Annotated in this window: 26 protein-coding genes; 8 read left to right on the top strand and 18 right to left on the bottom strand. The window is 25.3% G+C overall.

The annotated features are described in order from the left end of the window. Position 1 precedes the first annotated feature (1 nt). From CLTHE_RS04650 to CLTHE_RS04615, 8 genes are all read right to left on the bottom strand, one after another. The gene (locus CLTHE_RS04650) at positions 2-1063 is read right to left on the bottom strand and encodes an HpcH/HpaI aldolase/citrate lyase family protein (RefSeq protein WP_080022269.1); all 1062 of its coding nucleotides are present in this window, start codon (positions 1061-1063) and stop codon (positions 2-4) included. Positions 1064-1555: 492 nt separating this feature from the next. Further along, positions 1556-4174, bottom strand: a complete 2619-nt coding sequence (locus CLTHE_RS04645) for a calcium-translocating P-type ATPase, PMCA-type (protein ID WP_080022213.1) — start codon at positions 4172-4174, stop codon at positions 1556-1558. Positions 4175-4201: 27 nt separating this feature from the next. Continuing rightward, positions 4202-4831 carry a TerD family protein gene (locus CLTHE_RS04640; protein WP_080022212.1) on the bottom strand — a complete coding sequence of 210 codons (630 nt, stop codon included), beginning with the start codon at positions 4829-4831 and terminating at the stop codon, positions 4202-4204. A gap of 11 nt (positions 4832-4842) precedes the next feature. After that, positions 4843-5430 (bottom strand): TerD family protein, encoded by a 588-nt coding sequence (locus CLTHE_RS04635; protein WP_080022211.1) that lies wholly within the window; start codon positions 5428-5430, stop codon positions 4843-4845. An 11-nt stretch (positions 5431-5441) separates the two neighbouring features. Next, the gene (locus CLTHE_RS04630) at positions 5442-6068 is read right to left on the bottom strand and encodes a TerD family protein (protein ID WP_080022210.1); all 627 of its coding nucleotides are present in this window, start codon (positions 6066-6068) and stop codon (positions 5442-5444) included. 15 nt (positions 6069-6083) lie between these two features. After that, positions 6084-7847, bottom strand: coding sequence for a toxic anion resistance protein (locus tag CLTHE_RS04625; protein WP_080022209.1), 1764 nt, complete (start codon positions 7845-7847; stop codon positions 6084-6086). 20 nt (positions 7848-7867) lie between these two features. Further along, positions 7868-9409: a YceG family protein gene (locus tag CLTHE_RS04620; RefSeq protein WP_080022208.1), complete on the bottom strand. Its 1542-nt coding sequence runs from the start codon at positions 9407-9409 to the stop codon at positions 7868-7870. 425 nt (positions 9410-9834) lie between these two features. Beyond that, positions 9835-10233, bottom strand: a complete 399-nt coding sequence (locus tag CLTHE_RS04615; RefSeq protein ID WP_080022207.1) for a MerR family transcriptional regulator — start codon at positions 10231-10233, stop codon at positions 9835-9837. A 107-nt stretch (positions 10234-10340) separates the two neighbouring features. Here CLTHE_RS04615 and CLTHE_RS04610 point away from each other — a divergent pair, with 107 nt between their 5' ends. The 3 genes from CLTHE_RS04610 (at position 10341) to CLTHE_RS04600 (ending at position 13151) form a co-directional block, all read left to right on the top strand. Continuing rightward, the gene (locus CLTHE_RS04610; RefSeq protein ID WP_080022206.1) at positions 10341-11186 is read left to right on the top strand and encodes an aldo/keto reductase; all 846 of its coding nucleotides are present in this window, start codon (positions 10341-10343) and stop codon (positions 11184-11186) included. 355 nt (positions 11187-11541) lie between these two features. Continuing rightward, positions 11542-12279: a metalloregulator ArsR/SmtB family transcription factor gene (locus tag CLTHE_RS17175; protein ID WP_080022205.1), complete on the top strand. Its 738-nt coding sequence runs from the start codon at positions 11542-11544 to the stop codon at positions 12277-12279. A gap of 599 nt (positions 12280-12878) precedes the next feature. After that, positions 12879-13151, top strand: a complete 273-nt coding sequence (locus CLTHE_RS04600) for a DUF5839 family protein (RefSeq protein WP_002598552.1) — start codon at positions 12879-12881, stop codon at positions 13149-13151. A gap of 54 nt (positions 13152-13205) precedes the next feature. Here CLTHE_RS04600 and CLTHE_RS04595 read toward each other — a convergent pair whose 3' ends face one another. The 4 genes from CLTHE_RS04595 to CLTHE_RS04580 all read right to left on the bottom strand — a co-directional run bounded on the left by CLTHE_RS04595 (position 13206) and on the right by CLTHE_RS04580 (position 15769). Further along, entirely contained in the window at positions 13206-14228 is a 1023-nt protein-coding gene (locus CLTHE_RS04595; protein WP_080022204.1) for a hypothetical protein, read from the bottom strand. A gap of 342 nt (positions 14229-14570) precedes the next feature. Further along, positions 14571-14792, bottom strand: a complete 222-nt coding sequence (locus CLTHE_RS04590; RefSeq protein ID WP_080022203.1) for a DUF2922 domain-containing protein — start codon at positions 14790-14792, stop codon at positions 14571-14573. A gap of 57 nt (positions 14793-14849) precedes the next feature. Continuing rightward, a complete protein-coding gene (locus tag CLTHE_RS04585) occupies positions 14850-15074 on the bottom strand; it encodes a DUF1659 domain-containing protein (protein WP_080022202.1) in 225 nt (74 codons plus the stop codon). Between the two features lie 134 nt (positions 15075-15208). Next, positions 15209-15769, bottom strand: a complete 561-nt coding sequence (locus tag CLTHE_RS04580) for a GNAT family N-acetyltransferase (protein ID WP_080022201.1) — start codon at positions 15767-15769, stop codon at positions 15209-15211. An 840-nt stretch (positions 15770-16609) separates the two neighbouring features. Between CLTHE_RS04580 and CLTHE_RS04570 the strand changes: the two genes are divergently transcribed. The 3 genes from CLTHE_RS04570 (at position 16610) to CLTHE_RS04560 (ending at position 21302) form a co-directional block, all read left to right on the top strand. Continuing rightward, positions 16610-19867 carry an MMPL family transporter gene (locus CLTHE_RS04570; RefSeq protein WP_080022199.1) on the top strand — a complete coding sequence of 1086 codons (3258 nt, stop codon included), beginning with the start codon at positions 16610-16612 and terminating at the stop codon, positions 19865-19867. Positions 19868-19919: 52 nt separating this feature from the next. After that, the gene (locus CLTHE_RS04565) at positions 19920-20717 is read left to right on the top strand and encodes a YdcF family protein (RefSeq protein ID WP_080022198.1); all 798 of its coding nucleotides are present in this window, start codon (positions 19920-19922) and stop codon (positions 20715-20717) included. A gap of 288 nt (positions 20718-21005) precedes the next feature. Then, positions 21006-21302: a YciI family protein gene (locus tag CLTHE_RS04560; protein ID WP_080022197.1), complete on the top strand. Its 297-nt coding sequence runs from the start codon at positions 21006-21008 to the stop codon at positions 21300-21302. Between the two features lie 293 nt (positions 21303-21595). Here CLTHE_RS04560 and CLTHE_RS16655 read toward each other — a convergent pair whose 3' ends face one another. Beyond that, a complete protein-coding gene (locus CLTHE_RS16655) occupies positions 21596-21754 on the bottom strand; it encodes a hypothetical protein (RefSeq protein ID WP_158082660.1) in 159 nt (52 codons plus the stop codon). 283 nt (positions 21755-22037) lie between these two features. Between CLTHE_RS16655 and CLTHE_RS04555 the strand changes: the two genes are divergently transcribed. Next, on the top strand, positions 22038-22241 hold the full coding sequence (locus CLTHE_RS04555) for a DUF6019 family protein (protein WP_080022196.1): 204 nt from the start codon (positions 22038-22040) through the stop codon (positions 22239-22241). A 21-nt stretch (positions 22242-22262) separates the two neighbouring features. Beyond that, the gene (locus tag CLTHE_RS04550) at positions 22263-22562 is read left to right on the top strand and encodes a hypothetical protein (RefSeq protein ID WP_080022195.1); all 300 of its coding nucleotides are present in this window, start codon (positions 22263-22265) and stop codon (positions 22560-22562) included. 154 nt (positions 22563-22716) lie between these two features. On the opposite strand, the gene CLTHE_RS04545 is transcribed toward CLTHE_RS04550, so the two are convergent. From CLTHE_RS04545 to CLTHE_RS04525, 5 genes are all read right to left on the bottom strand, one after another. Next, on the bottom strand, positions 22717-23082 hold the full coding sequence (locus tag CLTHE_RS04545) for a DUF5412 family protein (RefSeq protein WP_207651192.1): 366 nt from the start codon (positions 23080-23082) through the stop codon (positions 22717-22719). Positions 23083-23154: 72 nt separating this feature from the next. Beyond that, complete coding sequence (locus CLTHE_RS04540) at positions 23155-23904, bottom strand: hypothetical protein (protein WP_080022193.1); 750 nt, start codon at positions 23902-23904, stop codon at positions 23155-23157. Positions 23905-24339: 435 nt separating this feature from the next. Continuing rightward, positions 24340-24573, bottom strand: a complete 234-nt coding sequence (locus tag CLTHE_RS04535) for a hypothetical protein (protein ID WP_080022192.1) — start codon at positions 24571-24573, stop codon at positions 24340-24342. A 273-nt stretch (positions 24574-24846) separates the two neighbouring features. Continuing rightward, positions 24847-25641, bottom strand: a complete 795-nt coding sequence (locus CLTHE_RS04530; protein WP_080022191.1) for a hypothetical protein — start codon at positions 25639-25641, stop codon at positions 24847-24849. A gap of 225 nt (positions 25642-25866) precedes the next feature. Beyond that, complete coding sequence (locus CLTHE_RS04525; protein ID WP_080022190.1) at positions 25867-26181, bottom strand: nucleotide pyrophosphohydrolase; 315 nt, start codon at positions 26179-26181, stop codon at positions 25867-25869. Position 26182 lies beyond the last annotated feature (1 nt).

The raw sequence follows: 26182 nt of genomic DNA, 5'->3' as shown, positions 1-26182 counted from the left end.
CCTAAATTAAATCCTTATATTCTACCCCTTCATTTAAAACTCCAAAAACTTCAGCTCTCTTTAAAATCTTCTTTGCCCAATTTGTGTGAGGCTTGGCTTCATTCATTTTATTATCTCCATAACCTTTAAATACTCCATCTTTTGCCTTTAATACTCCTTTAGCATCAGTGTATTCTTCAAAGGTTACTGCATATAAAGCATTAACTATATTTATTTGAAGTGGATGTATAATTGTTTTCCCTATAAATCCATTCTCCTTGTCCATTTTTATTTCCCTTATAAAGCCTTGCATTTCTTCTGAATTTAAATCTGAAGAAAAGTATTCCCAAACAGGTGCTGAAATAACATATTCACTTCCTTGTCTTGAGAACATATTTAAAATATCAAATAAACAATCACTTACTACCCCTATATTATAAATTGTGTTTTCTTTACTTCTTCTTAATCCAAACTTAGATGAAAAGTCTGTTCCACCAACTCTAATATTTAAAACTACATCTTTATTTTCATCTATTATATTTTTTATTTTTATAAGCTCATCTATCCTACTTTCCTTATAAATAACCTTTTCATCTTCTATAATAGGCATTGCATAAAATACTTCATTTGTATCATTTATTAATTCAGTTAAATACTCGAAATATCCTCTTCCATTTTCAGAATTAAACTTTGGAAATATAAAACCTGTTATAAGTTTTAAATATTCTTTTTTAGTATTCCTTGTAAAGCTCTTAAATTGTTCTAAATTTCTTATTCTAACAAATAATAAAGGAACATAAGCATTCGGATTTTTTTCTTTCCATATCTTAAGTCCTTCAAGCATTACCCTTACATTTTCTTCGCAAATCCCTAAATCCTCTTCTCTTGTAGCATCTTCAAAGCAAATAGAAATTGAACCTAAATTCAAAAATTCTCCATCTACTATTTTCTTATAAAAATTTTTAAACCCATTTGTATAAAGATTTGTCCCTATTGAATATTTAAGAATATCTTTGTCTGTATATTTGTCCACCTTCTTAGGCTCAATTAAAAATTTGTTACTTACCATATCTAAAATTTCCATATAAATCACACTCTTTTCACATATAAAAAAGGCCATCTCAAAACTAATTCCCCCTAGATTTTAAGAAAAGCTTCTATATTTTTTATAACTATTTTTAATTTTATTTATAATAAAAATTATTATTTTAATTTATAATAAACTAATTTATATATATTAAAAGGACTGAATTTCTAAACAGTCCTAATTTTATTATAACACATTAATTTTCTATAAAAGTAAATTTAATCTAATTATTTATAATATAAATATCCTTATGTCATCTAAGCTTTTTTTATTATAAAATAGTTAGAAAATTCTCCTATTACCTCATATGAAATATAATATAATTTATTAAATGATAAGAGTATTATGTTAATATAAATAAATTTAAATAATATTATTTTCTAAAATTTATAAGTAATATTTTTATATTAGAAATATTTTATATTAAAAATTATTCTAATATAAAAAAGCTACTACAAAACCTTATAAGTCTTGTAGTAGCTAATTTTTTTATTTTTCTGCTGTTCTAAATATTAATTTTCTTATCATATCTACTGGGATTACAGTAAATGCTAATAAAATTACAACTATCCAAAGTTTTGGTGCAATTGGTGTACAACTAAATATACTTCCACCTATTATAGTTAAAATAACTTGAACTACAACTATTATTCCCATTACTTTTGCAAAGCCTGGATTTTCTTCTATGTGCTCAAATATATTAATACCTGAACTTCTAACATTAAATCCATTAAATACAGCTGCTATTACAAACATTGAGAAGTAAGCTGTTAAGTGTTCTCCTTCTGAAGAGAACATGTTTTTAAAGAATGGAGCCATTAAGAATATAAAGCTTAAAATTGTTACCCAAGCTCCTGTAATTAATACTTGCATCATCATTTCTTTTGATACAATACTTTGAGTTCTTGACTTAGGTTTTTCTTGCATATATTTTCTAAGTGCTGGCTCTGAACCAAGTGCTAATGCTCCTAAACCATCCATTACAAGGTTAATCCATAAAATATGAGTTATTTGTAATGGTTGTGGTAAATCAAAGAAAGGTGCTATTGCACAAACTGCAACTGCTGCAACGTTTATTGTTAATTGGAATTTGATAAACTTTAATATGTTATTGTAAATTGTTCTTCCATAAAGGATAGCATTTTCAATTGACTTAAAGTTATCATCAAGTATAACTATGTCTCCAACTTCTTTTGCAAGGTCTGTTCCTGAACCCATTGCAAAACCAACATCTGCTCTCTTAAGAGCTGGTGCATCATTTACCCCATCTCCAGTCATTCCACAAACTAAGTTTAAGCTTTGAGCTATTCTTACCATTCTTGATTTATCTGTTGGAAGTGCTCTAGCTATAACTCTAAGATTAGGTAAAATCTTTTTAATTTCTTCATCACTCATAGCATTTAACTCTTCTGATGTTAAAGCTATTTCTTCTTCTGAAGATATAAGTCCACAATCTTTTGCTATTGCATAAGCTGTTTCTTTTCTATCTCCAGTTATCATAACTACTTGTATTCCAGCATTTCTAACTTCTTTTATAGCTTGTCTAGCTTCTGGTCTTACATCATCTCTAATTCCTACAAAACCAACTATAACTAAGTCTTCTGGAAGAGTATTTTGTACTAAGTTGCTTTCACTATAAGCAAATGCTAAAACTCTCATTTCCTTATGTGCAAGTTCATCAATTTTTTTATTTATTTTATCTTTATCTAATACTTGGATATTTCCATCTGCATCTATAAATTTAGTAGCTTTTCCTAAAAGTCTTTCAGGAGCTCCTTTATAAACTGTTTTTTCTTTAAGTTCAGCAGCAGAATATTTATTTGCGGAATCAAAAGCTTGTATAGCTACAACTTCTAAGTCTTCGTATTTTGCCATACCTTCTTTTGTAAGGTATTTTAAAAGTGCTTTATCAGTGGCATTACCACCAATAACATTTCCATCTCCATCAAACATTGCTGCAGTATTTTTACCAATACATTTTGAAATAAGCTCTTTTATTTTTTCACTGCTATTATAAGTATCTTGTACATTTCCATCAAAGAATTCTACTACTTCAAGTTCACCTTTTGTTATTGTTCCTGTCTTATCACTAAATAAAATATTTAATGAACCAGCAGTTTCAATACCAATTGGTTTTCTAACAAGTACATTCTTTTGAAGCATTTTTGCAGTATTTTTCATAAGAACTATTGCAATCATAAGTGGTAATCCTTCTGGTACAGCCATAACTATAATAACTACAGCAACCATAAGAGCATCTAATATTTGTTTAAATATGTCTATTCCACTTGTAGCTGCAAGATAAGCTGAGAATCCACCAGCTCCCATTATATTTTCAAACATTAATGCTACACCTATAACTATAGCTCCAATATATCCAAATTTAGATATTTTTGCTGCAAGTTCTGTAAGTTTTACTTTTAATGGACTGTCTACTTCTTCTTCTGACATTTCTTCTGCCATGCTTCCCATAACAGTTTTCATACCAACTCTTAAGACTTCCATAACACCAGTTCCACTAACAACAACAGCACCTCTAAATAGTGAAGATTTATCTACAAAAACATCTCCTGTTAATTTAAATTCACCTTCTGATGCTATTTCTAGTTCTGCTTGATTAGCAGGAATCTTAGGACATTCTTCTGATTCTCCATTTAAAGCTGAGTTATCTACTTTTATTTCTCCATCTATTAAAAGTCCATCTGCTGGAATTTTATCTCCTGATTGAAGAATAACATAGTCTCCAACTACTATTTCATCAATAATAACTTCTATTGCTTTACCATCTCTATATACTTTACATACATCTTTCGAAGCATTTTCTTTAAGTTTTCTATATTCATTATCTGAAGCAACTTCTGTTTTTGCAGAAATTATAGTAACTAATAATACTGATATTACTATCCCTATTATTTCTCCCCATTCTGCATAATGTAATGCTGCCATAACCGCCATAATAGCTGCTATAACTAAAAGCAATTTTATCATTGGATCTTCAAAAGCACCTTTAAATTTATCCCAAAATGTTTCTGGTGCAGCTTCATGAATTATATTATCTCCATAAAGTTCTCTGTTCTTTTCTACTTTCTCTTTGCTAAGCCCTTTCATCTACTATCCCCCTGATTGTTAAATTAATTACTGAAATAATGCTAAAACTCCATTTAAATCTGCAATTTTACCATCTCCAATAGCTCTAAATTGCCATTCTCCACCATCTCTAAATAGTTCAGCAAATATTACTGAAGTCGCTGTTGAACCATCTTCTCTAAGATTGAATCTACAAACTTCTCTATCACCATTTGCTGCATCAAGTAATCTTACATATGAGTTATTTACCATACCAAATGTTTGTCTCTTTTGCATTGCATTACTTATTGTAACTACAAATACTATTTTCATTATTTCAGGACTTATTTGTGATAAATTAATATCTATAATTTCATCATCACCATCTCCAGCCCCTGTTCTATTGTCACCTCTAAGTGATATACCTTGTCCATTCTTATTATTAAAGAATATTACATTAGAAACAGTATTAAATTTATTGTTTGCATCTAATAAAAATGCTGCTATATCTAAATCAAAATCTTGACCATTTTGTGCAACATCCCATCCAGCTGCAAGTTTAACTGCTGTTAATCCTGGATTTCTTTTAGTTAAATCTAATATATCATTTTTTTGTAGATTTAAAGAAACTCCCATTGGCGCATTATTATTCATATTATTTCCTAGGTTTTCAAAACCTGACCCTAAATTTATTCCCATTTTAAATCCTCCTATCTTCTTCTATACATATCAGCCATTGACTGTAGGCTTCCTTTTAGGAATTCTCCTCTAGCTTTAAAATGCCAGTGTGAATCTTCTTTAATTAACTCTGCAAAATATATAGCTGTATTGTCTCCACCATCTTCTGAAAGATTGTATCTACAAATTTCAGCTCCTCTTTTATCTTCATCTATAAGTCTTACGTAAGCATTTTTTACTCCACTAAAAGATTGCTTTCTTTTTTCAGCATCATAAATTATTACAGAGAATAAAACTTTTTTACAATCTGCTGGTAAATTATTTAATTCAACAGAAATTTTTTCATCATCACCATCACCTTCACCAGTTAGGTTATCTCCATGAAGCATTATTCCTTTTCCTTTTTGAGCTCCAAAATAAATAATTCCTTTATGAATTAATTTATCATCACCATCTAATAAAAAAGCTGTTAAGTCTAAATCATAGTCCTTTGTTCCAAAACTAAAGAATCCTTTCTTTTCTACAACATCCCAACCAGCTCCAAGCATTATTCTATTTAAGCTTGGGTCTTCTTTAGTTAAGTTTAATATATCATTTTTTTTCAAATTTAGCATGTTCATATTTTTTCCTCCTACATGTAAAGACTTAAGATTCCATTTAAGTCAGCTATTTTACCTTCTCCAAGAGCTTTAAATTGCCATTCTCCACCTTGCTTAGCCATTTCAGCAAATATTACAGCAGTTGAAGTTGAACCATTTTCTTTTAAGTTAAAGATACAAAGCTCTCTGTTTTCGTGTCTAGCATCTAATAGTCTTACATATGAATTGTCTACCATACCAAATGTTTGTCTCTTATTTTGAGCTTCAAAAATAGTAACAACAAATACTATTTTTTCAACATATGAAGGAAGTTCTTTTAATTTGATGTGAATTATTTCATCATCTCCTTCACCTGCTCCAGTTCTGTTATCACCTAATAATTCAATTCCTGGTGCTTTCATATTATTAAAGAAGATTACGTCTGCTGGTACATTTTGAACTTTTCCTGCACCATTTAATAAGAAAGCTGCAATATCTAAATCAAAGTCTTGTCCATTATGAGAAACATCCCAACCAGCTCCAAGTAAAACTTCTTCTAAACCTGGATTTCTTTTAGTTAAATCTAAAACATCATTTTTTCTTAAATTTAGTGAAGGTGCTGCATTATTAGCTCCTCCCATATTAACACCATTCATCATTCCATTTAAATTAATTCCCATTTATATTTCCTCCTTTTAACTAGGTATATTTTGTTTCATCTTGTGTTTAATAACTTCTAGTCTCTTAGCATTTTCAATTCTTTCATTTCTATTAGCTTCTTGAATAGCTTTTGTATCCTCTATTCCTTTCATAATTGTTTCATATGATTTTTCTAGAGTTGATATTGCAATTGAACTTCCTGATGCCATTTTAGCTATTTCTACTGATTGTCTTGCAGTATTTTGAGCATTTCTCATAATAAGTTCATTTGTCTTTTCATCAAGTTGCTTAATTGATTTAGCTTGAATTTCTTGTCTCTTTAAGATAATTGCTTGTGCTAAGCATTGCTTGAATATAGGTAATGTTACTATAAATGATGAGTTTATTTTTCTCATAAGATTAAAGTTTGACATTTGAATAGTTTGTATCATTGGAGCTGCTTGTATTGCTACATTTTCTGCTATTTGAAGATCATAAACTCTTTGAGATAACATATCTTTTGCAATTTGAAGTTTTTGAATCATCATTTGCTTTTGTTCTTGATTTATTGTTGGATTATTTTCTATTTGACTTATATATGAATCAACTTCTTCTCCTGCCATTTCTCCTGCAACTATATATTTTTCAAGTAATTTATAATAGTGAAGATTTGCATCATAAAGTTTTTTAAGTTGACCATTAGCTTCTTTTATTTCACTTTCATATCTCTTTAAAAGTACATATATTTTTTCAACTTCATTTCCCATGTTGTCATACTTTTCAAATAGCTTAGCTATTGTATCTCCAACACCTTTTAAAAGCTTTGAAAACATTGATTGCTTTTGAGGTCCTTCAAGTTCTTTAACATCAAATTTATCCATAAGGTTAGTTAAGTTAGTTAACATTTCACTAGCTTCTTCAGCTTTTACAGCTTTCATTGAATGTAAAAGTTGGTCTGAAACTTTCGAAATATTCTCACTTGCACCTTGTCCAAACATAATAATTGAGTTTGGGTTATCTATGTTAACTTCACTAGTTAAGTTTTGAACTTCTCTATCTTGTCTTAAAGCTCTCTTATATGCAGTGATTTGTTCCATATCAAAATCATTTGGATTATTTGAATTATTTAAAGCCATTTCTCCACCTTGAGAGTTCATATCATAACCCTGTTGCATTCCATAATTGTTATAATTAACATCTGGAGCAAAGCTATTTCCATATCCATTCATTTGAGGATTAGTTTGACCATAATTCATTTGTGGTTGTCCATAGTTTTGCATTGGAGCTTGTCCATAGTTTCCATTTTGAGGATTCATATTTGGATTACCATATCCCATTTGCCCTTGAGCTTGATTACCATAATTTCCATTTGGCATTTGCCCATTATTATAATTCATTTGAGATTGTCCACCATAATTTCCACCTTGAATTCCATAGTTTCCATTTTGGTTACCCATGTTTTGCATTTGTGGTTGACCATAGCTTCCATTTTGGTTATTCATATTTTGACCTTGATATTGTCCACTATAATTTCCATTTGGCATTTGTCCATTATTATAGTTCATTCCACCTTGCATTTGTGGTTGTCCATAATTTCCACCTTGCATTCCATAACTTCCATTTTGGTTATTCATGTTTTGCATTTGTGGTTGACCATATCCCATTTGCCCTTGACCTTGATTGCCATAATTTCCATTTGGCATTTGTCCTTGGCCATTCATTCCATTTTGCATATTATAGTTAGTATTATTTTGTTGCATTCCATTGTCTACATTTTGCATATTCTCTGGATTTACATCAAATATTTCATTTTCCTTCATCTTGTCATCTCCTTTAGAGGCTACTTTCCTAAAAATCTAGAAAATATACTATGGTGTTGTTCTTTCATATTCATAACATTTGAATAAGTTACATCATAACCCATAGTATCTAATCTTACTGTATTAATAATTGTTGGTTTTAAAATATAATTTATATTAAATAATCCAGATGGATTAAATATAACAATATCCATACCTACAATATGTAAGTATCCTAAGATTAATTGTAGTGGAACTGAAATTGTGTTTTCATTATCAATAAATACAACTACTTTTGGCACATGCCCTGTGTAGTCAAAATTATCAATCATTCTTACAATTTCATCTTCTAATCCTAAAATTAAAGCTAAAAATTGTACTGTATCTTCTTTTGTGAAACTATTCGTAAATACATCTGTACTTAGTATTGCTTCATTAAACTTTTTAAGTATGAAATCTTGAACTTCATTATTATATTTAGAGAACTTATAAAAATTTAATTTTTTAAGTTCATTTATATCAAATTCTCCATTACTTAATTGGAAAAACATAACTGAATATAAATCTTTATTTACATTAACATTTTTAGCTAATTCTCTATTATTTAAGATTAATGTATTTTTAGATTCAACACATGTTTTAACAAGTTTTTGATATTCAAACATATCAGTTTGATGTCCATCTATTTTAAAGAATATGTTTGGAATCTTTACTGTATCTCCTGATACGCTAAATCCTGGTCTAAGCTTTGAAGGTTCATTCCAATATACATATATATCTTCTACAATAGTATCTAATGTAAAACTTTTAGTATATCCATTTCTGAACTGCCAAGGCTTGTATATTCCTGTATCAGTAAAAAGTTGTGATTCTACTTCTCTTTGAAGTTGCTTTGTTAAAGTTTCATTTATTTCTATTACTTTTCCCTTTTTACATCTCTCTTCAAAAGTTTCTATACTAAGTATTCCTTGCTCTTTTACAAGTTCACTTTCTGATTCAATCCCCTCAAAGTTTTCTTCTTTTAATGGATTTATATATAGTACATCAAACCCCATTTTATGAAGTAGCATTAAAAAATAAACTTCATGCTTTTGAATATTTCCATAATAAATACATTTAGGAATTTGGTCCCCATCAATTTCTATATTTTTTGCAAAGGAAAATACCCAAACTATAAGTTTAGTTATAAAATTATTCCTTACACTATCATTAAAGAAATTCTCCTTATTAACAGCGATAGGAATTACATAATCTAAAGCTTGCAAAAATTTATAATTTATATCAGCATTATTAAAAATAACTATGTCTTGAGAAATCATATTAAAAATATTCATGTTATTTAATTCATTATAAATATATTGAATTAACTCCATTTCTCCACTTAATGGAATACTTCCATCAAAAATCAAGCAAGAATTTTTAAACTCCTCACATTTACTTTGTAGAGTTCTAAGCTGATTGTTATATTCATTAGCATCATCTACCCCTATAAATCTGTAAAAATAAGGCTTAAAATTAGGATAATCGCTATTTCTTTTGTATTTATTTTTAAACATATATCCTGTAATATCTCTTAACTTCATTATTCATGACTCCCTAAACGGTATTTTAAATTTTTAAAAATATCTTTTTTTGTAATAATTTATACAAATATAATATAATTATACCAAAATTTCCGAAATATTATTATATTTCTTTATATTTCTTTTTTATTTTATATTGTATAAACTTTATTTATAATTTCTAAAATCATAACTTTTCCTATAAATAATCTTGTATATATAAATATTTTCATATAAAAACTATTTAAAATAAATGCACATTATTATAAATTTATTAAGAATAGTTATACTATATGCAAATTTTTAATTAAAACTGTATCTTCTTTGTTTAAAGATATTAATATAATTAATTTTGAATATAAAAAAAGCAAAGTGCTTAAAACACTCTGCAAATTAGATTTTTATCTATAAAAATTAAATATAAAAACAATATCGAAATAATACTGCTAATCTTCTACATCAATTAAATTACTCGTATATTTTATTTTTCCACTAAGAACATCATCATAAAAAGCTTGTTTAGAATTGATATAATTTATAGACTCATTAATTTCTTCAATACGTTTTAGTAAAAAATCTTTTGATTTATTAAGCATTTCTTTTCTTTCTGGAATACTAGACTCTCCTTCTAGACAATAATTCATATAAACTTTTATATCTTTAATGCTCATACCACATTTTCTTAAACATTGAATCCCTTTTAACCAAGCAATATTTTTTTCATCAAATTTACGATAATTATTTTTATCTCTTTTAACATTAGGCACTAAGCCTTCTTTACAATAAAACTTTAATGTTTCATAAGATATTCCAACTTGGTCACATACTTGTTTGCTTGTATACATAAAATTTCCCTCCTAAAAAAATATAAAAACTCTTGCTCGGTAGTTACTACCTAGTGATAGCATTAATTATAGAAAAAGGTTAACAAAAAAATCAAGGAGGAATTAAAATGGAATATGTAACTTTAAATAATGGAATCAAAATGCCAGCAATCGGATTTGGAGTATTTCAAATCACAGATAAAAATGAATGTATAAGAGTAGTGTTAGATGCAATTGATGCAGGATATCGTTTAATTGATACTGCACAATCTTATGGTAATGAAGAAGCTGTGGGAGAAGCTATTTCTAAATCACCAGTACCTAGAGAAGATTTATTTATCACAACTAAAGTATGGATTAGTAATAGTGGATATGAAAAAGCAAAAGAATCTATTGAAGCTTCTTTAAAGAAAATGAAATTAGATTATTTAGATTTAGTTTTAATTCATCAACCATTAAATGATTATTATGGAACTTATAGAGCTATGCAAGATTTATATAAAGAAGGAAAAATTAAAGCTATTGGAGTTTCAAATTTTTATCCAGACCGTTTAGTTGATTTAGCTTTATTTAATGAAATTACTCCAGCAGTAAATCAAATTGAGGTAAATCCATTCCATCAACAAATAGAAGCACAAGAATTTAATGAAAAGTATGGTGTAAAATTAGAAGCATGGGCACCATTTGCAGAAGGAAGAAATGGTATGTTTACTAATCCTGAGCTTAAAGAAATTGGAGATAAGTATGGTAAATCAGTTGCACAAGTAATTTTAAGATGGTTATTACAAAGAGGAATTGTTCCACTAGCAAAAACAGTTAATAAAGAAAGAATGCTTCAGAATATTGATATTTTTGATTTTGAATTAAACGAAGAAGATATGAAAAAAATAGCTTCTCTAGATAAGAAAGAAAGTTATTTCTTTAATCATCAAGAAGCATCATCAGTAGAAATGTTAGCAAGTCTTACTAGATAAGATTACTAATAAATAATTTACTTATGTATAGTTTTCTTTAACTAACAATTAAGATAACTCTAAATTCTCATAAATAAATTTGTTAATACTGAATAGAAGTCCCAATATTAAAGATTGGACTAATATAAAATAAAAGTCAGCAAAAAATTGCTGACTTTTTATAATATATAAACTTTCACTTTATTTTAATTATACAAGCAAAAATTATCCATATATATTATTTTTCAAGTGAAAATTTATTAATCTCATTAATTCTAAAGGAATTTTTAGTAAAATTTACTATTTTTAAATTTGAAAATAAATTTTAAAGTATTATGATTTACTTAAGCAAATACTTAATTAAAATCGAGGTACTATGGAAAAAGAAATAAAAATTTTTAAAGCACTAGGTGATGAAAAGAGATTAGAAATTCTTTCTTTAATCTCTCGTAAAAATATGTGTGCTAAAGGAATAGCAAGACATTTAAACATAACTGAATCTGCTGTATCACAACAGATAAAAGTATTAAAAGAAGCTAATTTAATTATTGGATATAAAGTTGGTTATCACATAATCTATGATATTAATGAAGATAGTCTAAAGAATTCAATAAAATTCATAGATTCAATTATAGATAATAATAGTATTATTTCTGATACTAATTTGGACAAGCTTATCTGTTCAGATAAATGTAAGCATTTAAAGTGCATTAGTGATTATAAATTTAAGGAGGGTCTTATAATGAAAATTTGTTTTCCAGTAGAATCATTTAATGGATTAAAGAGTATTCCATATGGACATTTTGGGTCAGCCCCACACTTTGTGATTTGTGATGTTGAAACAAAAGAAGTTAGATTAATTGGAAATGGTGACTTAGGTCATGAACATGGAAAATGTCAACCAATCAAAGCCTTATCAGGTGAAACAGTTGATGCTGTAATAGTAGGTGGTATAGGTGCAGGAGCAATAAGAAAATTAGGCTCTATGGGAATAAAAACTTTTAAAGCTATTGATGGTGATTTAGAAGAAAATTTAAAGGCTTTCAGTAATGGAACTTTAAAAGAATTCTCTGCTAACCATACATGTAATCATGATGGATGTTCTCATCATTAAAAGATATTTTAATAAAAATTATTCTTATAAATTTGTATATTAATCTTAATGTATAAATTTATTAAAATAAGTTATTGGTTGTGAAAATTCTTAGTAAAATTAATTAATCTTAATAAAAAAATTTAATATGCTATAATTTTTTATAACTTATTACATTCTAAATAATTAGATTTTTAACTAAAAAAGCATAGTATTTTAACATACTATGCTTTTTTAATACAATTTAATTTTTCATCTACTTATAAATTTATAATTATTAATTTAATCACACTTCACATAGTTATAGCTTCTAGCATAGCTATATTTTCTATAATAATATGGTCATCTAATTTACTTAACCCATCAAAAATATTTAGAATAAAATTCTTTCTCCTTATTTTATATTCACTATAGTATCGGATATAACTTGTAATAACTGTATTGCATAGTTTTTATTAATTAAGTAGGTAAAATTGTCAACAGAATCCTAAATAGTGGCTACATTTTCCAATTTGATTAAATATTCTATTAATATTTTTTGAATTAATTTTTATTTCTAGAATTCTTTGAGTTATTTTAAGATATAATTAACTCAGACAATTAGAAAAGGTGGTATTCTTATGTTTAAAGAATTAAATGTTATAAAAGGAATGCATTTTGGTACTGATGAAAATGGAAATATGATTCTAAATAATGATAAAGCTTTTCATTGGAGAATTCCAAATGCACTAACTGGTAAAGTAAATAAAGGTGATATGGTTATAGTTAGAGTAAAGACTAAATCTGGAGCTATTAAACATGTTCCTGTCTTAGTAATTGATGTTATTAATAACTTTGAAAATACTGAAAATTTAAATCTAAAAAATATAGTTAGAGTTTTAGATAGAAAATAATCCTTTATAAGATTAAAAGTGTAGTAATTTAAATATTCTACACTTTTAATTTTACTACATTTCATTATAAAATTTTAATGTATTCTCATTTTCAACAAAGCCAATTTTTGAAAGCTTCCATGAATTATTTATATTTTTAAAGCTAATCTCTTCTTCTAGTTTATTTTTATCATCATTATATGAAACCCAATACTCTGCATTTCCAGTATTAAAATTTACAAATCCATTTGTGATTTTAATATCATTTGCATTTTTAATAGTTACTCCAAGTACATTTTCTCCTACTAATGACTCTTTTGCTATATATATATTTGGTATTTCTCCATAATCATTCACTTTCGAATTTAAAAATTTATAAAATACCCATTTGTCGCCTATTCTTTTATAAGTAATATTTCCATTTACATGTATATTATCTATTTTTCCAACAAACCAAAATTTCTTTTCATTTGTATTATTAAAAGACTGTAGTTCATTAAATGTATTAATTTCTTCTACATTAAGATTGGTTATTTTTTCACCGTTTGAGTTAAATATACTTTCTACTTTTTTAACCAAATCAGCTTTATTTGGTCCAACAGATAAAATTGAATTATATGCTATAACTATTGTACCTCCAATTATTATTACAAATACTGCTCCTTTTAAAATATATCTTGATAATCTATTTTTTATTAATGAATCTGCTAATCCTTTCTTTCTTCTATATTTAAATACTATTGTGTATATAACTACAAATAGTAAGCAATATATAGGAAAAATAAAACTAGCTAATACACCTAAAAATATGTATTTAGTACAAATTGAATATTGATCTATTGAAATAATTCTACAATTCAATATATATGTTGCTATATACAATACTAAGCCTGGTATTATACAAAATAACATTAAGTCTATATAATATTTTCTCTTCTCTTTATTTTTTACTAATTTATATATAATAAATAAAATTATAAATAATATTAAACCTATTATTAAAAATGAGCTTTTTAGTAAAAAAATATATATTCCTAATAAAAATTCTTTTATTGTATAGATTATTAGTGCCAAAAATATTTCTTTTCCATTATTCATTTTTTCTCCCAACCTAAATTTATTTTTGATAAATCTCATATATAATACTATTACACTAATAACTTCTTTTCTGATTTGATTTTTTATTTAATTACTATTTATTTCATATAATTATTAAGCTTAGATTTTAGTACATTATACATTTTATTATAATTTATTACTATAAATTAATTTTATTTATTGATATTACAAATCACATTATTATTTGTTAAATTTTAGTAAATATATACATATGCTTCTAATAAATAAAACAAGCACCTATTATAAGTGCTTGTTTCATTAATAAATTATATAAATATTTATGAATAGACTATATAAATTCTCTATTAAAATATAATCTTCTTACCCTATTGAAATCTCAGTAGTTTCTTTATTTACTATTTCACAGCTTACTTTTTTAACTAAAAACCCGCCATCAGTTTTAAAAACTTTTTTAGATACTATAAGGTCCATTATTTCATTTGCTTTATCAGAAGTTACTTCATCAATAACGTCTTTTATTGATACATTAACCTTTTTTCCTAATTCATTTTCAAATCCCATTACTAAACTTTTTTCAACCATTTTATCTATCCTCCCATTTTTTAAATTCTTTTTTACTTATCTTTTGTTATTTCTCTTTTAAGCTTCTGAAACTAAAGTGTATTCTTCTTCTGTTTCTATTGCTGTAAGCGAGTAATTTATTACCTCTCCTACAGCTTCTCCAAAAAGGTACATATCCTCTGGGTTTAATTCTGAATTAACATTATTAAAGTTTTGCTTTTTTATAATGTCATTTCCTTTGTCATCAGTTCCTTTTTTGTAACTAACCTTTAGTTCTAATTCTTTTAGTATTTTTCTTGCCATACTTATCAACTCCCTTCAATTAATAAATATGCTAAATTTCAATTTTGGGATAAAAAATTTAAAATAAAAATTTAAAAATTTAAAGTAAAAATATAAAATAAAAATCCTGTGAAATATTAAATCACAGGATTTTTTTATAAATTATCTTTCCACTCTTTTTTTGTAATTGAATAAGCAGAAATATTATCATATTTTATATTTCTAATTATAAAGTTTCTAAAGGTTCCTTTATATATCATGTTAGATTTTCTCATTACTTCACCTGATGCAGCATTTCTTGTGTCGTGGAATGCGTAAATTTCTTCTAACTCAACTTCTTTAAATAAAAATTCAATTACCTTCTTTAAGGCTTCTGTCATTATTCCTTTATTCCAATATTCACTTGAAAGGCAATATCCAATTTCACAAGCCTTCTTTACTGTATCTAATTCTACAACTTCTATTCCACCAATAGCTTCATTATTTTCTTTAAGCTCTATTATCCAATTATAAAAGCTATCACTTTCATATCTAGAAACCCAATACTCTAAAATTCTTTTTGTTTCTTCTATATTTTTATGATTTTCCCAAGACAAAAATCTTGTTACTTTCTTATCTGTTCCCCAGTTTTTATACATATCCTTTGAATCTTCAATACTGTATTTTCTTAAAATAAGTCTATCAGTTATTAATGTTACTGTCCCTTTATTATTCATTTTCCCTCACCTACCTTATATATAACATATCATTATTGTTAAAAAATGTAAATTATTATATTGCTTAATATTTCGTTTTATTACATCAATTATTTACCATCTATTAACAAATTTTCTTTTATGTAATTAATAATAAATATCATTAATAGGCTTTATCCACTCTATATTTAATTAATTTACTTTTTCTCTTTAAAAAATTTACTATTATTAACTTAATCCCCCATAAAAAGTTCATAAGTCAACTTTAAAATTACTTTTGTGGGATTTAAATTGGGAAGAAGGTGAAAAAATGAATATTTATTTGAATAAGTCTAAAATTATTATTTTATGTTTATTTCCTATTATTGCTATATTTTTCAATTTTTACGCTCTGTATAATGAAATTTGTGCTTGTATTAATGGAACTAGTCCTTTTTATTTAGTAAACCCATATCAAGTTATTGAGTACTTTTTTCTTATAGTGATTTGTATTTTATTTTCTTTTTATTATGTTTATGTTGGATTTTTATTTGAGAGAATTTCTAAAAATAAGTTTTATAGAACATTTATGTTTTTAAATATAATCTGGGGATTCTTACAAATCCTTTTAGAAGTTATTGGAATTATTATTTCAAGTAGTATAAATATAAATTTAATTTCACCAATTATAGGCATTATAATTTCTATTTGTATTATTACACTTCAAACAATAAATATTTATTTAGTCCTTAATTACAATAACGTATTAAAAAAAGAATCTAAAAATAATTAATTTGTACTTTCTATTATACTAAATTTCTAAAATTAAATTATCAATTTAATTTTAGAAATTATACATTCTGTTAGGGAAGTGTTTCTAAAATGAATAAATTTTTTGATAAAAAAAATCTTAGGTGGATTTCCTTAATTCTATGGACAATTTTAATCATAGCTTTAGCTATTTTCTCTCCTTCTCTTACTAAACTAGTCAGTGAAAAGGGAGCTATAGTATTACCAAATGATTATCCACCACAAGTTATAAAACAACTATCTATTGAAAATGGAGGTGAAAACAACAATCAATATATTGCAGTATTTAATGTTCCAACTGGATTAACAAATGCAGATGAAAATAATATAAAGGCTACACTAAATAAAATATCTAAAGAAAAAGATAAACTTCATATCTCATCTATAACAGATTGCTTTAGTAATACAGCATTAAAACCTCAAATGATTTCTAAAAATAACACTACTATATTAGCTATTTTTAACATTCACAGTAAAAAACTCAATAATCCTATAATAAGAAAAAATATAACTAATAGCATAAAAACAGAAGGAGTTAAAACATATCTAACAGGAAATAGTTTAATTGAGGCAGATATTAATATAGCATCTCAAAAAGGACTTGGTATAACTACAACTATAACTGTTATATTTATATTCCTTGTCTTATTTATTGTGTTTAGGTCATTTATAATTCCATTTGTACCTTTAGTATTAATAATTTTAAGTTATATAGCATCTCAATTTGTAGTTGCTATACTGAGTAAATATTTTAATTTTCCAGTATCAAATTACACCCAAGTCTTTATGATTTGTATTCTTTTTGGTATGGGAACAGATTATTGTATATTGCTAATTAGTAGATTTAAAGAAGAATTAGATAATGGATTAAACAAATATGAAGCTATAAAACAAACTTATAAAACAGCTGGTAAAACTGTATTATTTAGTGCAACTCCTATTTTTATAGTTTTCACTATATTATACTTTGTACAATTTTCACTATATAAAAGTGCAAGCTCTGTTTCTATAAGTGTAATATTCTTAATTTTAGCTTTATTTACTTTATTGCCTTCAATTATGGCTATATTAGGGCATAAATTATTTTTTCCATTTAGTAAAAAACATAATAATAAAGAAAATAAAGTTTGGAGCTTCTTAGGTAAATTTGCATTAACTAAACCTATACTTGCTTTATTATTAGTTATTGTAGTGTGTGTAATTCCAATTTGTTTAGATAATGGTGTTGAATCTTTTAACTTAGTAAATGAAATAAGTAGTAAATATCCATCTATACAAGGATTTAATATAATTGCAAATAATTTTGGTATTGGAAAAATATCTCCTATAACAATTTATATAGCTAATGATAAGAGCATGAAATCTCCAGAATATGTTGAAACTATTGCTAAAATATCTGATAACTTAGAAAAAGATCCTGAAGTTAAACAAGTTATGAGTTTATCTCAACCATTAGGTACAAGACTTGATGATATTTATGTGGATACACAAGCAGGAATAGTTAATAAAGGAATGAAAACTGGAACAAAAGATTTATCTAAGATTGGTGAAGGATTAAGCACTACAAGTGATAAATTAAAGAATTCTGAACCTCAACTTCAATCTGCTATAGCTGATATTAATAAATTAGATTCAGGAACTCTTAAAACTAAAGATGGTGTTATAGAGCTTCAATCTGCTTTAAATACTTTAACAAACAGTATTACTCTTGAAGCAAATGCTAGTGGAAAATTAAAATCTGGTGTACAAGAAGCAGAAAATAAATTAAATGAACTTAAAAATGGTGAAGAAGAAATTCAACAAGGTTATAATGAAGTTGGTCAAAATTTAAATTTAGTTTCAAATAAAATAAATACTGTTACTAACAAGGTAAATAGTATGGTTAACTATGCTAATAACCTAAAAAATAGTATAGATTTAAATAAATTAAATAATATTTCTAACAACATAAATAGCAACTTACAAAATTATATTAAAGCTAATCCAAGTGCTTTAAAAAATAAAGACTTTAGACAAGCTGTTGATGATTTAAGTAACTTATCAAAAACTGCTAATAGTTATGAAGAACAATTATCTAATGCTATGGAATCAGATACCACAGAATTTGTTAATCAATTAAATTCACTTAATAGTGGTATGCAAAAATTATCTAGTGCCATGAATGAATTAAACTCTAAATCAACTTTAATTACTAACGGAATTTCTGAATTCCAAAATGGTATTAATGAAGTTTACAATGGATTAAATGAGCTTAATACTGGTTTAAATGAAACAAATAAAGGTGGAAATGAAATTTTATCTAAAGTCCCAGAAATATCAAATGCTTTAGGTGAAATATCAGATGGACAATCAAAAATAAATTCTGGTTTCCAAGAGTTCTCTGGAAAAATAAATGAATTATCTAATGGACTTGGAACTGGTGCATCTGACATAAATAAAATTAACAGTGGAATAAAGGAAGCAAATGGATATATAAATAAATGGTCTAAATTGCCTTATGGAAATACTGGTGTATATGTGCCTAAGTCTATATTTAATAATAGTCAATTTAAAGAAGCTATTAATAATTATTTAAGTCCAAATGGACAATTAGCTACAATAACAGTTACATTAAAAGAAAATCCATATTCTAATCAAGCTATGAATGAAATACCTAAACTAAAAAATATAGTTAAAACTAGTATTATAGGTACTAATTTAAGCAATGCTCAAATTGGTGAAGATGGATTAATTAGCTTAAACTACAATATTAGAAGTATGGCAAACCATGATTATTATGAAGTAATGGTATTAGTAACTATTTCAGTTTTAATTGCATTAATGATTTTATTAAGAAGCTTAGTAATGCCTATTTATATATTAATTTCAATTATTTTAACTTACTTTACTTCACTTGGAATTGTTCAATTACTATTCCAAAAAGTGTTTGGATATGTAGGACTTAATTGGATTACTCTATTCTTTGGATTTGTTATATTAGTTTCCCTTGGAATTGATTATTCAATTTTCATAATAACGAGATTTAAACAAACAGAAGGTTTATCTGTAAAAGAAGGTATGCTAGATACTATTAAGGTTATGGGAAAAGTAATAATGTCTGCTGCAATTATATTAGGTGGAACATTTGCTGCATTAATTCCTTCTGGCGTTCTTATCCTTGCAGAAATATCTTTAGTAGTTATAGTAGGTTTATTTATATATGTAGTTTTAATATTACCTATATTTATTCCTATAATGGCTCAAATGTTTAATAAAGCAAACTTCTGGCCTTATGATAAAGAAGGTAACTTCTTATTATCTAAGAAAAATAAAAAATCTGAAGATGTATAAAAACTATATTTGCTATAATAAAACCTGTAGACAAAGTTCTTGGAGGTGTCATATGAAAAAACAAATTGCTGATTATATAAATACATTAGGAAAATTTTGTGGAAAAAGAGATATTCCTCTTCTAACAAAAGAAGAATTAAATAAAAAATATGGTATAAATCAAGCTGACGTAATGGTTTTATTTGGTGGAAGTATCATATGTGGTGGTGATGTCTTAGCTGAAGCAATTAAAAATAATATTTCAAAAAAATATATAATTGTTGGTGGAGCTGGTCATACTACAGAAACATTAAGAAAAAAAATCCATAATGAACTTCCTAATATAAAATCAACAGGAATGACAGAGGCTGAAATTTTCTCTGAATATTTAAAATATAAATATGGTTTAGAGCCTGATTTATTAGAATGTAATTCTACAAATTGTGGTAATAACATTACTTATTTATTAGAGCTATTAAAAGAAAATAATATTGATTTTAATAGTATAATTCTTGTACAAGACTCAACTATGCAATATCGTATGGAAGCAGTACTTCGCAAATATGTATCTAATGACATCACAATTATAAATTATGCAGCATACAAAGCAAAAGTAGTTGTTAAAAAAGATGAATTAACTTATGAAGATAATATTTTAGGAATGTGGGATATTGAAAGATATATTTCATTGTTAATGGGAGAAATACCAAGACTTTCTGATAATTCAGATGGTTATGGTCCTAATGGAAAAGATTTTATAGTTCATATTGATATTCCTAATGAAGTTAATTTAGCTTTTTCAGAATTAAAAAAAGAATATGCTGAAATGATTCGTGTAGCAAATCCAAAATATGCTTCTAAATCTTTATAAATATTAAATTTATAAATTAAAAATTATTTTTCGTAAATAAAATTTATTTAAAATATTAAATTGGGCAATTAATAGTTGCCCAATTTTATTATGCTCATTTATTCTAATTAATTTTTATTTATAATACTCATATTTAATATAAAATTTCATTATTAATAAATATTATTAATTAACAAAAATTTTTCTTTACTATAAAATTTAAATTTACTATAATGAAATCAAGAAATAAATTCAAATCTAATTATAATAGATAAAACTTTTTTTATATAAAGTTTAAGGAGCTATAAAATGAAATATTTTATTATAGAAGGAATACTAACAAATCCTAATTTAATTAATGATGATATTATGAAAGAACATATGGCTTATACTCAAAAGGCAATGGATAAAGGATTAATATTAATGTCTGGGTTAAAGTCAAACATGAGTGGTGGTATATTCATTATGAAAGCTAACACTATTGAAGAAATAAAAAATTACTTATCTAATGAACCATTCAAGGCTCGTGATATACAAGATTATAATATCACGGAGTTCTCTCCTCATTACTTCAATCAATCACCTAGTGAATGGTTCAACAAGTAAGTAATACAAGAATGTAGTTCTTTTAGATTTACTTATATAAATATTTACTTTAATAGCTAATTTATAACCATAAGATGAAAGTGGGCAGTTAATAATTGCCCACTTTTATTTAATTATTCTTTTATAAATAACTCTTAAATTTTAATTATAAATATTTAAATAATTAGTTTATTTAATATTAAAATTTGATATAATATAATTATAAGAAAAGCATAGTGCTGCGAACACTATGCTTAACTAAGAACGTTTATTTGTTTTTAGGGCTATTGAATATTTGAATTAAAAAGCGCTAATCATTGCGGGATGGGCGCTTTTTTTTCTTTGCTCTCAATATCAATTGATATTCCTTTTAGACTTATCCTTACTGATAATTTAGATACAAAAATATCTCTATGTTTAAATATCATTATTAATACAATTGTAATTCCAAGTGTAATTATATATTTCAGCATATTCAATACCACCCCCTTTAAGCTATTAGGATAAAAAATTATCTTCAATAGCCCTCAGGAGGAAAAAACGTACAAAACCTCCGTAGCCATCCTTCTACGGATATTTTTCTTTTAACTTCTAGATTATATCATCTTATAATAGTTATATCTATAAAAATATAGCTATAAATTTATTTATAGTTTTCTTTTGTTTAGGTATAATTAAATTAACTATGAGAATTTATATAAAAGAGAATTGAGGATTATTTATTTTTATAAATAATCTTATTTGAGGGGGGAAAATATGTTTGATAATTTGGGAATTATTCTTATAATTTTACCTGTTTTATACATTGTAATAAGCTTTGCTGTTGAAAATGGAATTAAAGAAGCTTATAAAGATATAACAGGGAAAAAACCTAAAGATGAACATGATTTAGAAAATCGTATAAAAATGTATACATCTTCTAAAAAGCATATGAATAATAATGATAAAGAAGAATTATAATTTTTTATTAAAGAGGAGCTTATGTTTTTATTTATATGCAATATAATTGTCCCACTATTATTTGTTATTTATAATATAGTTTATTATTTTAAAAAGAAAGTTATTTATACACTAAAGAATGATGATTTTATTATAATTAATGATGATTTTTATAAAATACAATTGATAGTAAGCTGTGTAAATGCTATTTCTGTCTCTATTCTTTTATTTGCATGGCAGAAATATAGTTTTTCTTTTGGCCTATTTTTGTTTATAGCAGTTTTTTGGAGCTTTAATTATTTAATAAAAGTGATTGCTGCTTGGAAAGATACTATTAGATAGGTTTTTTATTGTTAATAAAATTAAAGGATACCTTTTTAGGTATCCTTTTTTTTAGGTTATATTAATTAGGTGGAAAATGGATAGTTTTATGATTGTCCACTTTCCTCTATTTAATTTATATAAGATTAAATCCTATACCATTTATTTAATCTCATTATTCCCTTCTAAAATCATAAATTTCATTTTCTACTTGTAACTGTGTTCCATTTATTTTTATAGTATCATCACTTATCCATTCCATATCTGCCTTCTCACAACGATATTGCCAATAAATATTTTTGGTTTTGTTGTTACTATTATTTTTTAAAGTTCCTAAAACTGCATAACTTGTTGTTGCTCCTCCATTATTCAAATAAGCAGTCACAGTATACTTTCCATCTGGAGAAGTTGATTCAGTAATATATTGTTGTCCATTAATCTTTTGTATATCGTAAGACGCCCTATAAATACCATATTTTATTCCAGTAAATACAATCGCAATAATTATAGAAATTATTATGATTTTTTTTCTTTTTGTCACATATATCCACCCCGACTATTTTGTAAAGAATCTGTTTCCTATCTAAAATTAAGACTAATTAGCAACATTATATTAATGTGCCTGATCTAAATTTCCTGACTTAAAACTTGAATATATTCTATCTACTATTTCCTCATATTTTAGACTTTCATTTAAGTCATAACTTAATATAAAAGTATTTGTTGACCCTTTACCAACTTTGCAATACTTATATTTAACAAATCCATTTTCTTCCCAAGATAAAACATAAAAATTATTTCCTTTATGTTTATATAAAAGTATATCTATGCCATTAACATCTTCATTGTAATAATCATTGATATTATAATTTAGAATATTATTAGAACCATAAGCTAAAAGAGTTGCTGTACCATCAGGGTCAGAAAACTCAAGACCATCTCCATTTGCAGATTCACTTCCTCTTATTAAAAAGTCAGGATATTCTATTTCAAAACCATATCTTCCATTTTTATATTTATTATAATTTATTTTTTCATTATCTGACTTTATATTCTGTTTAGTTGAATAGTCTTCCTCTTTTTTTTCATAATCTACTTTTGATGTTTCATCTTTTTTGGTGTCTTCTTTTTTTGCCTCTTCTTTTTTTATCTCCTCCTTTTTCTTTTCTTCGTTTTCTTTTTCATTAAGCTCTTTTTCTATTTTATCTTTTTCTGTTTCTAAATCTTCTATTTTAGAAGTTAATTTAGAAACTTCATTCTCTAAATTATTTATCTTACTTAGACTTTCAGAATTATCACTAGCTGAACAACCAACTAAAACAGAGCTACTCAATATAATACTTAAAATAATCTTTTTCCTCATAATGACCTTATTCCTTTACTTATAAAATATTTTGAATTCTATACTAAACTTAGTTTTCTCTCTCTTATCTTTTCGTTATTTTTATATTTATAATTAATACTTACAAGTTTATTTTTTTATTTCAAATAAAAAATTTCTATTATTATATATTTTTTTATAAAAAAATAAGTGCTATTTCTAGCACTTATTTTCTCTTATCTATTAGAATTTCATATTGTATTCTCACCAGAACTTTTTGTACTTTTTATTTGTAGTACTATATTCCATTTATATCTATCTCCAATTGCTTATTGTCTTTTCATTTTATCTAACATATCAGCAATTTCTCTATTAGTTATATTCCAATAACAATCTTTATATACCTTAAATGCTTTATATCATTTCAGACTTATTGCTCTAATCATATTACTATCTAGCTTATTCGTCATTTTTCAATTAATCTAGAAATTCTTCAATTAATCTAATTGCACTTTCTTTAAATTCTTCCTTTGACATATTTTTATTATATCTATATTGTATTAAATCACTTAACATATTAGAGATAATAAAAAAATCTTTCATTTTTTCTTCATATAATGTCTTATCATTTCCCCAATATTCTTCATTAATTTCATTATATAAATATGTTAAAACTTCTTCAGCTCTTAACAAAACATCTGTTTTTTCCATAAAAAATCCCCCATTTATTATATATTACCATTATTTACTAAAAATATAAATCACAAATTAAACCTGTTTGGAATGCCCACTAAAATAAGAAAAAGAACCTAACATAAACTAGATTCTTTAATAAACTTACTAATAGCACTTTATAATCTCTACTATTAGTTTTATATTTCAGTAATTTAATCCCCGCTTCTTATACAAGTCGTCATATCCTCAATAAAAATTTTAACTATCAATATATTTAAATAAATTATCTATCATATTTCTATCAAATATCTATCCTTTCAAGGAATCTAAATATTTAAAAATACTAATCATTTTTTTACTATATTCTTTTCTTAATAATTTATTTAAATTATCTTTTTTATATATCTTTATTTTATTATTGTAAAATATTTTTAATTGTTCTTTTTCTTTTTCATTTATTGGCAGATAATTATGTGCAATTCCACGAGTTCTAAAACTTGATAAATTTGCATATTTTAAATAATCTTCATTAAAAGCAAAACCAAAAACTTCAATAAAAGAATTTATTGCATAAACCTTCTCCTGGTCTTCTGCAAATTTATTTGATGTTTGTATACAGTTTTCATATATTTTAAAAAACTCAAAAATTTCTAAGCTTTCTTTATTACTATCAATATCTATTAATTCATATAGCATATTTTTGAAATCTAAACTTAGCATATTTAAATTTTCTTTAAAAAATGTTGGTTTTTCTAATTCTTCAAAATTATGACTATCCCAATACTCCAAAAATCTATAAAACTCATTAAAAAATGAAACTAAAAAATTATTAATTTCATATTCTAAAATAATAGCTAGCTTTCTCTTTCTCAAACTAATATTTTTTTTACTATCATTTATTGAATTAATAGTTATTAAAATTGTAATAAAAGTACCTAAAATTCCTACAACTGAAATTAAACTAGTAATAACCAATTTAATCCAATCAGAATATTGAAAATAATTCCCATAAAAATAATGAATAAAGATTAATCCTGTAATTAAAGCTATTATAAACATTACAATAAATATTATAGCAATTTTATTTTCCTTTGAAACTATCATATAACATCCCCCTAACAAAAATATTATATATCATCAACTAATATTAAGTAATATATTTTTAAGATTTACAATTATTTTTATTTAATATTTTCTTATTAAATTTTTATTTATCTAAAGCTTACTAACTTATTCTAATTATACATAACATTTGAATTATAATTCCATAAAATTAAATCACTTATATAAAAAATACCTACTTAATTATTTAAGTAAGCGCTTTTTATATTAAAATTCAGTATACTTCTTACTATTTCCTTTTGCCTTTTCTATTGGATATTTCTTTTCATTTTTATCTATCTTTTTGTTTAATACTTCAACTATATCAACCTCTAAAGATTCAGCCATATAAAGACAATATGTCATTACATCTGCAAGTTCTTCACAAACTTTTTCTTTATCAAATTTATTATCCCAAATAAAATGTTCTAATAACTCTCCTGCTTCTACATTTATTGCTTTTGCTAAATTTTCTGGATTGTGAAATTGCTTCCAATCCCTATCATCTCTTATTTTTATAAGTCTATTTATTATTTCGTCCATT

The sequence above is a fragment of the Clostridium thermobutyricum DSM 4928 genome, from assembly GCF_002050515.1.
Taxonomy (GTDB): Bacteria; Bacillota; Clostridia; order Clostridiales; family Clostridiaceae; genus Clostridium; species Clostridium thermobutyricum.
The sequence above is the reverse complement of the archived record's forward strand: the minus strand, read 5'-3'. Positions and strand labels throughout refer to the sequence as shown.

Coding starts and splice junctions, on each gene's coding strand:
- CLTHE_RS04585 (WP_080022202.1), bottom strand. CDS start 15,074: ATGGCAAGAAAAATACTAAAAGAATTAGAACTAAAGGTTAGTTACAAA.
- CLTHE_RS04560 (WP_080022197.1), top strand. CDS start 21,006: ATGAAATATTTTATTATAGAAGGAATACTAACAAATCCTAATTTAATT.
- CLTHE_RS04650 (WP_080022269.1), bottom strand. CDS start 1,063: ATGGAAATTTTAGATATGGTAAGTAACAAATTTTTAATTGAGCCTAAG.
- CLTHE_RS04635 (WP_080022211.1), bottom strand. CDS start 5,430: ATGAACATGCTAAATTTGAAAAAAAATGATATATTAAACTTAACTAAA.
- CLTHE_RS04550 (WP_080022195.1), top strand. CDS start 22,263: ATGTTTTTATTTATATGCAATATAATTGTCCCACTATTATTTGTTATT.
- CLTHE_RS04555 (WP_080022196.1), top strand. CDS start 22,038: ATGTTTGATAATTTGGGAATTATTCTTATAATTTTACCTGTTTTATAC.
- CLTHE_RS04625 (WP_080022209.1), bottom strand. CDS start 7,847: ATGAAGGAAAATGAAATATTTGATGTAAATCCAGAGAATATGCAAAAT.
- CLTHE_RS04595 (WP_080022204.1), bottom strand. CDS start 14,228: ATGAATAATGGAAAAGAAATATTTTTGGCACTAATAATCTATACAATA.
- CLTHE_RS04620 (WP_080022208.1), bottom strand. CDS start 9,409: ATGAAGTTAAGAGATATTACAGGATATATGTTTAAAAATAAATACAAA.
- CLTHE_RS04600 (WP_002598552.1), top strand. CDS start 12,879: ATGTTTAAAGAATTAAATGTTATAAAAGGAATGCATTTTGGTACTGAT.
- CLTHE_RS04525 (WP_080022190.1), bottom strand. CDS start 26,181: ATGGACGAAATAATAAATAGACTTATAAAAATAAGAGATGATAGGGAT.
- CLTHE_RS04565 (WP_080022198.1), top strand. CDS start 19,920: ATGAAAAAACAAATTGCTGATTATATAAATACATTAGGAAAATTTTGT.
- CLTHE_RS04530 (WP_080022191.1), bottom strand. CDS start 25,641: ATGATAGTTTCAAAGGAAAATAAAATTGCTATAATATTTATTGTAATG.
- CLTHE_RS04610 (WP_080022206.1), top strand. CDS start 10,341: ATGGAATATGTAACTTTAAATAATGGAATCAAAATGCCAGCAATCGGA.
- CLTHE_RS04580 (WP_080022201.1), bottom strand. CDS start 15,769: ATGAATAATAAAGGGACAGTAACATTAATAACTGATAGACTTATTTTA.
- CLTHE_RS04590 (WP_080022203.1), bottom strand. CDS start 14,792: ATGGTTGAAAAAAGTTTAGTAATGGGATTTGAAAATGAATTAGGAAAA.
- CLTHE_RS04570 (WP_080022199.1), top strand. CDS start 16,610: ATGAATAAATTTTTTGATAAAAAAAATCTTAGGTGGATTTCCTTAATT.
- CLTHE_RS04535 (WP_080022192.1), bottom strand. CDS start 24,573: ATGGAAAAAACAGATGTTTTGTTAAGAGCTGAAGAAGTTTTAACATAT.
- CLTHE_RS04630 (WP_080022210.1), bottom strand. CDS start 6,068: ATGGGAATTAATTTAAATGGAATGATGAATGGTGTTAATATGGGAGGA.
- CLTHE_RS04645 (WP_080022213.1), bottom strand. CDS start 4,174: ATGAAAGGGCTTAGCAAAGAGAAAGTAGAAAAGAACAGAGAACTTTAT.
- CLTHE_RS16655 (WP_158082660.1), bottom strand. CDS start 21,754: ATGCTGAAATATATAATTACACTTGGAATTACAATTGTATTAATAATG.
- CLTHE_RS04615 (WP_080022207.1), bottom strand. CDS start 10,233: ATGTATACAAGCAAACAAGTATGTGACCAAGTTGGAATATCTTATGAA.
- CLTHE_RS04640 (WP_080022212.1), bottom strand. CDS start 4,831: ATGGGAATAAATTTAGGGTCAGGTTTTGAAAACCTAGGAAATAATATG.
- CLTHE_RS04540 (WP_080022193.1), bottom strand. CDS start 23,904: ATGAGGAAAAAGATTATTTTAAGTATTATATTGAGTAGCTCTGTTTTA.
- CLTHE_RS17175 (WP_080022205.1), top strand. CDS start 11,542: ATGGAAAAAGAAATAAAAATTTTTAAAGCACTAGGTGATGAAAAGAGA.